This window comes from Streptococcus sp. KHUD_017, assembly GCF_054861245.1.
In genome coordinates, this window is sequence record NZ_CM142175.1 from 1,207,410 (window position 1) to 1,220,665 (window position 13,256).

The window sequence follows — 13,256 nt, forward strand, 5'->3', positions numbered from 1 at the left end:
TTCATTTTAGAGCTAAAATTGCTATTTCAATACCAAAATATTGATCTTATCTCAATCTTAGTCTTCACGTCTTTTTGGTTTTGCAATTAAACCAAGACCTACTAGACCAAGTGCTGCACCTAGAGCCACTAATCCAACTTTAGATTGCTCACCAGTATTTGGCAACTCACGACCTTTAGGTTTTTCCGGAGTTGGTGGTGCTACCGGCGTTGGCGGCGTTGGTGGTGTTGGCGGTGTTGGCGGTGTTGGCGGCGTTGGCGGCGTTGGCGGTGTTGGCGGTGTTGGCGGCGTTGGCGGCGTTGGCGGTGTTGGCGGCGTTGGCGGCGTTGGCGGCGTTGGTGGTGTTGGTGGTGTTGGTGGTGTTGGTGGTGTTGGTGGTGTTGGTGGTGTTGGTGGTGTTACCTTGTTGTTAAACTCAGTATCTTCAGGCATTTGTGAAGTAAGGGTCAACACTTTACCATCCTTAGTTACAGTAACTCCAACAGTCGCTACCATCTTATCGTACTCAACTCCAGCCTCTGTACCTTTCGCTTCTTCTACATGATAAATATAAGTACCTTCTTGACCACGTTTGAATTCAAGAGCTGAGAACTTGATCTTACCTTCAGCATCATTGCTTACGGTTTCAATCACGTTACCATCTTTGTCCTTCAATACGAAGCTGAATTCACCAGCTTTCAACGCACGACCTTCTAATTTCTTCGTGAAGTTGAATTCAACTTTCACTGGAATATTAACAACACGTTTTTCAGTTGGTTTTTCTGGTTTTTCAACTGATTTCTTAGTTGGATCATATTGGTGAACAATTTGAGAAGCTGTATTTTCAATATCTACACCTTCCTTAGCAGTATCCTTGATTCGTGCAAGAATATCAAACTTGTAGTAGCGACCAAAGGCAAGCTTAGTAGTGTCAATTACTTGTGTATCGTCTACGTCTCCAAGCGACTTAGTCAAATCAGCTTTAGATGTAGCAGTAATGACGCCATCCACAATTGAGATATCAAACTTAGCTGTTACATCTTCACCAGTTACTGAATCGTAAGCTTTAATATCAGCTACATTAACATCCAAGTTTTCACTGTCATATTTATCTGTAATTCCAACAGATTGAATATTGTGAGCTTCTGTAAATTTAGTTGTATCCAACCATACTTGGTAAACTACCTTATCACCTTTATGGAGTGTTTGAGTATTGATATTTTGCGCTTCATTATTATCAACTTTGTCCGCATATGGATCTTTGTTGGTATCAGCTACTTTATCAGTCAACTCTTTATCATCATCCAGAAGTTTAGTTCCAGTAATGTCAAATTTCTCTTCGTTAAGAATATATTTTTCTGGGTTAAACTCAGGAGTTTCTGGTGGAGTCACAGTGTTATTGAACTCTTTATCTGGAGCGTCAGTTAGTTTCTTCACAAGTGCTTTAGCTGTACCGTCGTATTTAACTTCTACTGTGATTTCAGCCTTCATGGTATCGTAAGTGACTGTAGCGTCAGTACCTTTAACTTCTTCTACAGTATACTTATGAGTTCCAACTTGGGCTTTAGTGAATTCAAGTTTAGCGAATTTCACCTTACCATCTTTGTCGTTCTGAACTGTTTCGATTTCAGTACCTTTAGAGTCTTTCAATACGAAGCTGAACTCACCAGCTTTCAATTCACGGCCTTCGAGTTTCTTAGTGAAGTTGAATTCGATGTCGATCGGTACAGAGTTGACACGTTTTTCAGTTGGTTTTTCTGGTTTTTCAACTTTCTTCGTAGTTGGATTGTAGTAGTTTACAATTTGCGCTGCTGTATTTTCGATGTCTACTCCACCTTCAACGTCTGTTTTAACAGTGGCTGGGATATCGAATTTATAGTAGCGACCAAACTCGAATTTAGTTGTGTCGATGATTTGTGTATCGTCTGCGTCTCCAAGTGACTTCGTGAAGCCAGCTTTAAGCGTTGCGGTCATAACACCAGCTTCAACTGTGATGTCGAACTTATCAGTCACATCCGAACCAGTTACTGAATCGTAAGCCTTGATAGCTGAAGAGGCTACATTAACCTTCGTTTCATCGAAGTCATCAGAAATACTTACTGATTGGATGTTATCCTTGTTGTTAGCGTCGAACTTAGTTGTATCAAGCCATACTTGGTAAACCAATTTAGCGCCACGTTTCACAGTCTTAGTATTCAAGTTTTCTGCTTCGTTGTTTGAAGTTCCATCTACATATGGATTTGTATTTGTTTCACCATATTTATCAGTCAACTCAGAATCATCATCAAGAAGCTTGTCGCCTGTGATGTCGTATTTCTCTTTAGTTACAACGTATTTCTCTGGTTGGAACTTAGGCTCTTCTGGAGGAGTCACAGTGTTGTTAAACTCTTTATCGGCAATATCTCCGACCTTAGCAACTAAAGCTTTAGCCGTACCATCATGAGAAACAGTGACTGTTACAACAGCTTTCATATTGTCATATGTAACAGTTGAGTCTGTACCAGCAACTTCTACTACTTTGTAACGGTAAACACCGATATCATTGTTTGTGTACTTAAGGCTAGTGAATTTAACCTTACCATCCTTATCATTGGTTGCTGTTTCAAGAACATTGAATTCATCATCGTCTAACAATTGGAAAGTAAACTCGTTGGCTTTCAATTGACGACCTGCAAGAGCTTTCTTGAAGTCAAGTTCAATTTGAATTGGTACGTTGTTTACACGTTTTTCAGTTGGTTTTTCAGGTTTTTTAACTTTCTTAGTTGTTGGGTTGTAGTAGTTGACTACTTGAGCCGCAGTATTTTCGATATCTACTCCGCCAGGAACATCAGCTTTCACTGTTGTTGGGATGTCGAACTTGTAGTAACGTCCGAAGGCGAACTTAGTTGTATCGATCACTTTAGTGTTTTCTGCATCGCCAAGTGACTTCGTGAAGCCAGCTTTAAGTGTCGCAGTAATCACACCGTTGTTCACAGTTATATCGAATTTATCAGTTACTTCTGCTCCTGTTACTGAGTCATAAGCTTTGATCTTAGTAGAATCAAGTTCTAACTTAGTTTCATCGAAGTCATCAGAAATACTTACTGATTGGATGTTGTCCTTGTTAGCTGCGTCAAACTTAGTAGTATCCAACCATACTTGGTAAACCAATTTAGCGCCACGTTCAACTGTCTTAGTATTCAAGTTTTCCACATCATTATTGATGGTATTGTCCGCATATGGGTTCACATTGGTATCCGCGTACTTATCTGCCAACTCTTTGTCATCATCAAGAAGCTTGTCGCCTGTGATATCGTATTTCTCTTTAGAAACAACGTATTTCTCTGGTTGGAACTTAGGTTCTTCCGGTGGAGTTACAGTATTATTGAACTCTTTATCTGGAGCGTCAGTAACAGTTGCTACAATTGCCTTAGCAGTACCATCATAGGCTACCTTCACTGTAACTGTTGCAACCATATCGTCGTAAGTTACTGTTGTATCAGTACCTGCAACTTCTGAAACAGTATAAGTGTAGGTCTTGCCAAGATCATCTTTACCAAACTTAAGTTTCTTAAAGGTAATCTTACCTTCTGCATCATTCTTAACAGTTTCAACTGCAACATTGTCTTTCTTAAGAACAAAGCTAAATTCACCAGCAGCTAGAGTACGGCCTTCCAACTTCTTAGTAAACTTGAGATCAACTGTAATTGGTACAGTATTTACACGTTTTTGAGTTGGTTTTTCAGGTGTTTCTACTGATTTGCTTACTGGATTGTAGACGTGAACGATTTGGTTGGCTTTATTTTCAATATCAGCCCCTGCCTTAACTGTGGCTTTAACAGTGGCTGGGATATCGAATTTATAGTAGCGACCAAATTCAAATTTAGTTGTGTCTATAACTTGAGTATTATCCACATCACCTAAAGACTTGTTCATAGAAGCCTTAGAAGTTGCTGTAATAACGCCATTTTCAACTTTAATATCAAACTTAGCAGTTACATCTTGGCCAGTTACACTGTCATATGCTTTAATATCAGCAGCATTAACTGTTACTTTTTCAGCATCATAAGTATCAGAGATTCCAACAGATTGGATATTGTTCTTATCTGAGAAGTTTTTAGTATCCAACCATACTTGGTAAACTAATTTATCGCCACGTTCAACTGTCTTAGTATTGATATTTTCTGCTTCGTTATTAGTAGTTTTATCAGCATACGGATTAGCATTGGTTTCTGTATACTCATTAGTCAATTCATTGTCATCATCGACTAATTTTGTACCAGTGATGTCATACTTTTCTTTATTCAGTACAAATTTTTCTGGTTGGAATACAGGTGTTTCTGGAGGAGTTATTTTATTGTTAAACTCTTTATCTTCCGTTCCATCTGTTGATTCTCCATTTTCATTCACACCATCTGCTGAGCTGACATTTGTTACTGTTGTTAGGGTATGTCCATTTTTTGCAACTTCCACAGTAAGCGTTGCTTTCATGGTGTCATAAGTCATTCCTAATTCTTTAGTAGCTGGGATAACCTCTTCTACTGTATAAGTATGGGTACCAACTTTTGTATTATCGAATGATAATTCTGAGAACGTAACAGTTCCGTCTTCTTTATTCTTAACAGTTTCAACTTCTTCACCTGCTGCATTCTTAAGGACGAAGCTAAATTCACCTTCCTTAAGTTTACGACCTGCGAGTTTCTTCGTAAAATCAAACTTAGTAACTACTGGTGAAACTACATAGTTGTTAAAGATTTTATCATTAGCATCTGCACTAAATCCACCTTCAGAACTATACTTAACGGTAGCTTCGAGATCACCCAATGCATTTTTTTCAGTTACCGTAACTGTCATTGTAACTGTCATCGCATCGTAGTCAACGTTTGCATCAGAACCTTTTAACTCTGTAATCTTATATTTATAGGTACCAGGATTGCTAAATGATAATTCACTAAATGTAACCTTGCCATTTTTGTTTGTAACTGTTTCTTCATGTTTATCTGGAGTACTCTTTTCTTCTGTTAACTTGAAGCTGAATTCTCCATCTGTTAATACACGTCCAGCAAGCTCTTTTTCGAATTCTGGTGTAACTTTTGCTGGTTCGCGTTTTACATAGTAGTAGACCGGTTGTCTATGTGGCGTCAAAGTGTTAAGCAAGTCAACGTTTGTACCGATACCATTTACTCCACGAACCAATTGTTCGTTTGGAGAAAGGTGCCCAATGTTATCTCCCAGGAATGGAACGAATACAGTCTTCTTAGGCGTGTAGCCAGCAGCTTTTTGGAAATCAAATGTAACTTCTTTACCATTTGGATAATTCACACCTTTTGAATCAGTGAAAGGAATAGTATAAAGTGGAGACTTTTTAACTACCAAATCTTCGGTATTTACTTTTCCTGGTTTAATCGGCTTGGTTTCTGCAAGCAACATGTAACCGTCAGTACTTAGTGAACCATCAGAACGTTTGCTTTGTTGTTTTGGATCAAGAAGATAAACACGAACAACTACAGATCCGTCTTCTCCTACGATTTCTTTAATACGCTTAATTCCTGCACGCTCAGCATCCATGAATTTCGTACCAACTTTGTAAGGACGACTTACATAACCAGTTGTAGTATCTGGATCTGCTGATTGATAGAGCTTATAGCCGTCAAATTGGCGCACACCTGAAGCAGTAAAATGTTGCCCTTCCATAGCTTTAGTCGTATATTTAGCTAAGTCTACTTCATTTCCATTTGGCTCATAATCCTGAACAGTTGCATCTGTCTTATTAGCATGAAATGTAGCATTGTTTTTATCAACTACTCTGTAGTAGGTTGTCTTTTCAACAAAGCTAGGAATTTTACTATTTGTATCAGTAATTGTACGACCATTATAAGCTGGTTCTACAACATTGATAATATCTGTTGATGTACGAGCTGCATAAACAGCATCGAATAATTTTTGTTCGTCAGGTGTAAGTTGGTGTCCTGGAGCTACTAAAGCTTGGATACTTGCTCCAACTTCATATCCATATTGTAAGAATGGTTGAGCAGGTTCAGCCTTACTAGCAGGTGTCCCTTTATCGTAGTCTACTTGATAAGTTAACTCGCCATTAGATGCAGTAGCTGTCGTAGTGAATTTTTGAACTCCACTTGTTGCTGTAATAGTTCTAGTTTCTACTACATTACCAGTGTTTTTATCAATTAATTCTACAGTAGTATCAGTAGAATCATCAAATCTCTTGTAAGCACGTGTGTAGTAGTTTGTATGATACCGTTCGTTAAAGCGAGTAAGGTCTACGATGCTATAAGTGTAGACATCACCTTCTTTAGCAGAATAACCAGACGGTACTGTTTGAGAGCTAACAGTTGCACCATTTGCATCTTTGATTGTTGGAGTTACTTTTTCCCCATCTTTTAAGTAAGTACTTACCTCTACTGGGTTAGAATTGTGATCTCCAGAAACTGCATCTTCCGTAGTCGCACGACGGTTACGAACTTTAGGTTTATTTGACTCATCTGTAGCTGGTTTTGATTCAGTTGCTGCTGGTTTTGATTCTTCAGTGTTTTCTGCTTTATTAGCTTCTCCTTCAGCAACTTCTGGTTTAGCAGACTCTTCCACTTTGGCAGTTTCTTCTGTAGCTGGTTTTGATTCAGTTACTGCTGGTGTAGCTTCTTCTGCTTTGTTTCCTTCAGCAAGCTCAGTTGTTGCAACATTTTCTACAATATTCTGTTCCTTTTTAGAGGAACCCTCGCTACTATCCTTTTTCACCAACTCTGTTTTTTCTTCAGAACTTGGTTGTGTAGGAAGTTCAGAAGCTTTTACCGTACCTCCATTTGCTAACATAAAACTAAGAGTTGTTCCCAAAAATACGGATGCAACACCTACCTTATATTTCCTCAAAGAAAAACGTTGTTGTTCCTTTCTTATCATTTTGATAAGTTCTCCTTTTATATTATTTTACTATTAGCAGAGGAATTATACCATATTTGAATCTAAAATACAATATTTTTCTCTAACTTTAGCCCTTATATCATACCATAACTCTGACCTAACTTCAAATAATTATGTGCACCTGAAATCGTTTACTTTATTATATTTTAGGTCTTTTTAACACCCTATGATTTATTATATATACTTATATGTAAATGCGCATTATCCAGAGTTATGTCTATTTTTTTTAAATCAATTAATTTAAAATTATACTATTTTTATATATTTAATTAGGTCCAGATTTTGCATTTAATTATTTGTGAAAAATGATAGCAACGTTTTCATCAAAAAAAAGATTCTCTTCCGAGAATCTTTTTTATCAGATAGCCTCTGTAACAAAGCTTCTGCTTTCTAATACTTTTAGCATAGCATCCGCTGTATCCAAAGCTGTAAAGAGAGGAACTCCATGTTCAATAGCTGAACGGCGAATTTGTTCTCCGTCCTCATCTGCTGTCCGTTTGGTACCGACGGTATTGATGATTGCTTGAATTTTTCCTTTGCGGACGTAGCTTGGGATATCGTGTTCATCATGACCGATTTTACCAACAAGTTGAGTCTGTAATCCATGACTTGCAAAGAACTCCGCTGTTCCTGCAGTTGCAAGGATTCCGTAGCCAATATTTTGGAAACGACGCGCTAAATCTAAAGCTTCTTCTTTTGCATCGTCTGCGATGGTAAAGACAACGTTCCCAAAGGTTGGCAAGTGGAGGTATGAAGCTTCAAAAGCTTTATAGAGGGCTTTTTCAAGAGTGGTATCAGACCCCATAACTTCCCCTGTTGACTTCATTTCAGGACCAAGAAGGCTGTCTACCTTAGCTAGTTTGGTAAAGGAGAAGACTGGTGCCTTGATATGAACGCGACTACTTTCTGGGTAAAGTCCATCTTGGTAACCAAGTTCTTCGAGACTTTGACCAAGAATCAACTTAGTCGCTACCTGTGCCATAGGGATATTGGTTACTTTTGATAGGAATGGAACAGTACGGCTGGCACGTGGATTGACCTCAATAACGTAGACTTTCTCATCCTTGATGACAAACTGAATGTTCATCATACCAAGACAGTTGAGGCCAATTGCAAGACGTTTAGTATAGTCTGCGATGGTTTCTTGAACCTTTTGAGACAAGGTTTGTGGAGGATAAACAGCCATGGAGTCACCTGAGTGGACACCAGCACGTTCGATATGCTCCATGATACCAGGAATAAGGACATTTTGTCCATCTGAGATAGCATCAACTTCACATTCTTGTCCAACGATATAAGAGTCGACAAGAACTGGATGGTCTGGACTTGCCTTAACCGCAGTACGCATGTAAGAACGAAGATCATCTTCATTCTCAACGATCTCCATAGCACGTCCACCCAAGACATATGAAGGACGAACAAGGACTGGGAAACCAATCTTGCGAGCTGCAAGCACTGCTTCTTCTTCGTTTGTTGCAGTCTGTCCAGGAGGCTGTGGAATATCCAAGTCTTTGAGGGCTTGTTCGAAGAGGTCACGGTCTTCGGCACGGTCTAGGTCAGCAACCTGCGTACCAAGGATAGTCACACCTGCCTTAGCCAATGGCTCTGCAAGGTTAATAGCTGTTTGACCACCAAACTGAACGATAACGCCTTTTGGTTGCTCAAGGTCAATGACATTCATGACATCTTCAAATGTCAATGGTTCAAAGTAAAGTTTATCCGATACAGAGAAGTCGGTTGAAACGGTCTCTGGGTTCGAGTTCATAATGATGGCTTCGTAGCCAGCAGCTTGAATCGCCTTAACTGAGTGAACAGTCGCATAGTCAAACTCAACCCCTTGACCGATACGGATTGGACCTGAACCTAGGACCAGTACAGATTCCTTTTCAGACTTGATCGATTCATTTTCCCAACCATAGGTTGAATAGAAGTAAGGAGTTTCTGATTCAAATTCTGCCGCACAAGTATCAACCATCTTGTAAACTGGGACAATTTTGTTTTCCAAACGTAGTTGGCGAACTTGATCAGCTGTAGTATTCCAGAGTTCAGCAATCTTACGGTCTGAAAAACCATTGAGTTTTGCCGTTTTCAAGACATCGACATCCTGAGGATGTGCGCCCAATTCTTGTTCAATCTCAAAGATATGCAAGAGTTTATCAAGGTAGAAAATATCAATCTTAGTCAAGTCAGCAATCTCTTCTGGTGTATAACCACGACGAATAGCTTCTGATACGTAGAAGAGACGGTCATCTTGAGCCTTGACAACTTTTTCAATCAAGGCATCATCTGAAACATTTGCAAGCTCAGGCATTTCATTGTGATGGACACCAATTTCTAGAGAGCGACAAGCTTTAAGGAGAGATTCCTCGATGTTTCGACCGATGGCCATGACTTCTCCAGTCGCCTTCATCTGGGTACCAAGACGACGTTCCCCTTTTTCAAACTTGTCAAATGGGAAACGTGGAATCTTAGCCACCACATAGTCAAGTGCTGGTTCAAACATGGCATAAGTTGAACCTGTAACAGGGTTAATAACTTCATCCAAGGTCAACCCTACAGCAATCTTAGCAGCCAATTTAGCAATTGGATAACCTGTTGCCTTAGAGGCAAGAGCTGAAGAACGAGATACACGAGGATTTACTTCGATGACATAGTACTTAAAGCTGTGTGGATCAAGAGCAAGCTGAACGTTACATCCGCCTTCAATCTTGAGAGCGCGGATAATGCTTAAGCTAGCATCACGAAGCATTTGGTTTTCATAGTCGGACATGGTTTGCGCAGGGGCAAATACGATGGAATCCCCTGTATGAATCCCGACTGGGTCAAAGTTTTCCATGTTACATACAACAAGGGCATTGTCAGCCGAGTCACGCATGACTTCGTATTCGATTTCCTTAAAACCAGCAATCGAACGCTCAATCAAACATTGGGTAACAGGTGACAACTTCAAACCATTTTCAGCGATTTCACGCAATTCTTCCTCGTTGGCACACATACCACCACCAGTACCACCTAGGGTAAAGGCTGGACGGACGATCACTGGGTAGCCAATAGTTGTTGCAAAGGCAACTGCTCCCTCAACTGTGTTTACAATTTCTGATTCTGGAATTGGTTGCTTGAGTTCTTCCATCAATTGTTTAAAGAGATCTCGGTCCTCCGCTTGGTCGATGGCTGACAGTTTAGTCCCGAGAAGTTCTACTCCGAGCTCATCTAAGATACCATTTTTAGACAATTCCATGGCCATATTAAGCCCTGTTTGCCCTCCAAGAGTTGGAAGCAAAGCATCTGGACGTTCCTTACGGAGAATACGAGTCACAAACTCAAGTGTAATCGGTTCGATGTAGACCTTGTCTGCAATCTCTTTATCTGTCATGATGGTTGCAGGATTTGAGTTAACCAAGACAACCTCATACCCCTCTTCTTTCAAAGACAAGCAGGCCTGGGTTCCAGCATAGTCAAACTCAGCAGCCTGACCAATAATAATCGGACCAGAACCAATCACCATAATTTTTTGAATATCAGTACGTTTAGGCATAGTTTATGATACAAAGCCCGTCAAGAACACAGTGAAAATAAGAAACTTGGTGCAGACGCCTTCAGCGTCAAATCAATGTTTATCTTTTCACACAGTTCTTAGGGCGTGTTCACTTCCGCGAACAATGTATCTTCTCCTTTCTATTCGGCAACTCTCTGATTGCCATTAAATAAATTCTCCGACGATTTCTCACTCGTCTTTAGTTTGCTTGTTTGAAAGATTCCATCATCTCGATGAACTCATCAAATAGATAACTTGCATCATGTGGTCCAGGAGCTGCGTCTGGGTGGAATTGTACAGAGAAACCTGGTAGATATCTGTGACGTACGCCTTCAACTGACTTGTCATTGATTTCTTCATGGGTGATGATTAAGTGCTCTGGTAAATCCTCACGGCTAACTGCATAACCATGATTTTGACTTGTGAAGTCCACGCGCCCAGTTGCAATTTCACGTACTGCGTGGTTGAAACCACGGTGACCAAACTTCATTTTATAGGTCTTAGCACCATTTGCCATCGCAAAGAGCTGATGCCCCATACAGATACCAAAGATTGGAATTTTCCCGAGAATACCACGGATCATCTCAAGAGCTTCTGGTACATCTTCTGGATTTCCAGGACCATTTGACAACATAACTCCGTCAGGGTTTAAATGCAAGATTTCCTCAGCCGTAGTTGTGTATGGAACTACAGTCACGTTACAATCACGTTTAGATAGCTCTCGTAAAATAGAGTGTTTAAGGCCGAAGTCTACTAAAACAACGCTCAAACCAACTCCTGGAGCCGGATAAGCAGTCTTTGTAGAAACTTGTCTGATATTATCAGTCGGTAAGACAGTTGCTTGAAGTTGATCTGCAATGTGATCCATACTATCGCCAACATGTGTAAGAGTCGCTCTCATGGTACCATGTTTACGAATAATCTTTGTAAGAGCTCGAGTGTCAATGCCTGAAATTCCAGGAATTTTCTTAGCCTTCAAGAATTCGTCCAGCGTCATTTGGTTTCGCCAGTTGCTGGCTCTACGAGCCTCTTCGAAAACCACAACTCCCTTACAAGTAGGACTGATAGACTCGTAGTCATCACGGTTAACTCCATAATTCCCTACTAGTGGATACGTGAAGGTCAAGATTTGTCCATTATAAGATTGGTCTGTAATGGATTCTTGATATCCTGTCATCCCTGTGTTAAAGACGATTTCCCCTGTTACATCAATATCTGCACCGAAGGCCTTTCCTTCAAAAACTGTGCCATCTTCTAAAACTAGAAGTCTTTTTGTCATATTTTCACCTCTCGTGGACGCTCACTGGCGTCTTTTAACGTTTTGTGTCTTCTTTGGCTTTTCTACTTGCCAATACGGATTCTAAAATAGCCATTCTTACAAATACACCGTTGGTCATCTGCTGAACAATACGTGATTTTGGTGCTTCAACAAGATGATCGGCAATTTCCACATCCCGATTCACAGGAGCCGGATGCATAATGATTGCTTCTTCTTTTAAGCGATTATAGCGTTCTTGGTTCAAGCCATGTTGAGCATGATACTCTTCTTTTGAGAAGACTGCTCCACTTTCGTGGCGTTCATGTTGAACTCGAAGCAACATCAGAACATCCACCTGGTCAACAATCTCGTCAATAGTTACAAACTGACCATAATCTGCAAATTCTTGACTTCTCCATTCCTCAGGTCCTGCAAAGTAAAGTTCAGCACCTAAACGTTTCAAAATCTGCATATTGGACTTGGCAACACGTGAATGGTCCAAGTCACCAGCAATGGCAACCTTGAGCCCTTCAAAACGGCCAAATTCTTCGTAAATTGTCATCAAATCAAGCAGACTCTGACTAGGATGTTGCCCTGAGCCATCACCACCATTGATAATCGATGTCATAATGGTTGGGCTCGCAATCAATTCCCTGTAATAATCAACCTCTGGGTGCCGAATAACACAGATATCTACACCAAGTGCAGACAAGGTCAAGATTGTGTCATAGAGTGTCTCACCCTTGTTTACAGAGCTTGTATTCACATCAAAGTCAAGTCGTTCCAATCCCAGTTTAATCTCTGCAACTTCGAAGGATTTATGCGTTCTTGTCGAATTTTCAAAGAAAAGGTTGGAAACAATGGGATGGTCTTCGTAGGGCAACTGGGCTCCATTTTTAAACTCAATCCCTCGTTTAATCAATTTTATAACCTGATCTACAGTGAGATCTTCCATGGACACCACATGTTTGAGTGCTTGTTGATTTTCTGACATGGCTACTCCTTTAGCTTTTAAGCTTCTTCAGTAATCAAAACTCTATCTTGGCCATCAAGTTCTGTCATCTCAACGATGATTTCTTCAGAACGACTAGTTGGAATATTTTTCCCAACGTAATCTGGACGAATTGGCAATTCTCTGTGTCCACGGTCCACTAGTACTGCAAGACTCACACGGGCAGGGCGACCATGTCCGACAATGTTATCGATAGCGGCACGAATTGTACGACCTGTGTAAAGAACATCATCCACCAAGATAACTTCGCGGTCTGTCACATCAACAGAAATCAAGGAAGTATCTTCACCACTTTTGACATCGTCACGGTAAGGTTTGGTATCTAATTCTACAACGGGAACAGAGATATTTTCCAATTGTTCCAAGCGTTCTTGGATGCGGTGGGCGATAAAGACACCGCGTGTTTTAATTCCCGCTAAAATGATTTTATTCAAATCTTTGTTGCGTTCGATAATCTCATAAGTGATACGCGTAATTGCTCGCTTGACGGTTAATTCGTCTACAACTTCTTTTGTCTTCATGACAAACCTCCAAAAAGAAAAGTCTCCTTAGACAAG

At 40.2% G+C, this 13,256-nt stretch carries 5 protein-coding genes; all 5 read right to left on the bottom strand.

Annotated features, from left to right (window positions below):
* Positions 1 to 57: 57 nt before the first annotated feature.
* On the bottom strand, positions 58 to 6,873 hold the full coding sequence (locus ACVAMZ_RS05985) for an SspB-related isopeptide-forming adhesin (RefSeq protein ID WP_461684317.1): 6,816 nt from the start codon (positions 6,871 to 6,873) through the stop codon (positions 58 to 60).
* 379 nt (positions 6,874 to 7,252) lie between these two features.
* On the bottom strand, positions 7,253 to 10,429 hold the full coding sequence (gene carB, locus ACVAMZ_RS05990; protein ID WP_461684318.1) for a carbamoyl-phosphate synthase large subunit: 3,177 nt from the start codon (positions 10,427 to 10,429) through the stop codon (positions 7,253 to 7,255).
* A 199-nt stretch (positions 10,430 to 10,628) separates the two neighbouring features.
* Positions 10,629 to 11,708, bottom strand: a complete 1,080-nt coding sequence (locus ACVAMZ_RS05995) for a carbamoyl phosphate synthase small subunit (protein WP_461684319.1) — start codon at positions 11,706 to 11,708, stop codon at positions 10,629 to 10,631.
* Between the two features lie 34 nt (positions 11,709 to 11,742).
* Positions 11,743 to 12,681 carry an aspartate carbamoyltransferase catalytic subunit gene (locus ACVAMZ_RS06000; protein WP_461684320.1) on the bottom strand — a complete coding sequence of 313 codons (939 nt, stop codon included), beginning with the start codon at positions 12,679 to 12,681 and terminating at the stop codon, positions 11,743 to 11,745.
* A 17-nt stretch (positions 12,682 to 12,698) separates the two neighbouring features.
* Positions 12,699 to 13,220 carry a bifunctional pyr operon transcriptional regulator/uracil phosphoribosyltransferase PyrR gene (gene pyrR, locus ACVAMZ_RS06005; RefSeq protein WP_004252509.1) on the bottom strand — a complete coding sequence of 174 codons (522 nt, stop codon included), beginning with the start codon at positions 13,218 to 13,220 and terminating at the stop codon, positions 12,699 to 12,701.
* Positions 13,221 to 13,256 lie beyond the last annotated feature (36 nt).

Bases quoted from the DNA above. Each gene is read 5' to 3' on its own strand.
- ACVAMZ_RS05985 (WP_461684317.1), bottom strand. From the start codon at position 6,873: ATGATAAGAAAGGAACAACAACGTTTTTCTTTGAGGAAATATAAGGTA.
- ACVAMZ_RS06000 (WP_461684320.1), bottom strand. From the start codon at position 12,681: ATGTCAGAAAATCAACAAGCACTCAAACATGTGGTGTCCATGGAAGAT.
- ACVAMZ_RS05995 (WP_461684319.1), bottom strand. From the start codon at position 11,708: ATGACAAAAAGACTTCTAGTTTTAGAAGATGGCACAGTTTTTGAAGGA.
- pyrR (WP_004252509.1), bottom strand. From the start codon at position 13,220: ATGAAGACAAAAGAAGTTGTAGACGAATTAACCGTCAAGCGAGCAATT.
- carB (WP_461684318.1), bottom strand. From the start codon at position 10,429: ATGCCTAAACGTACTGATATTCAAAAAATTATGGTGATTGGTTCTGGT.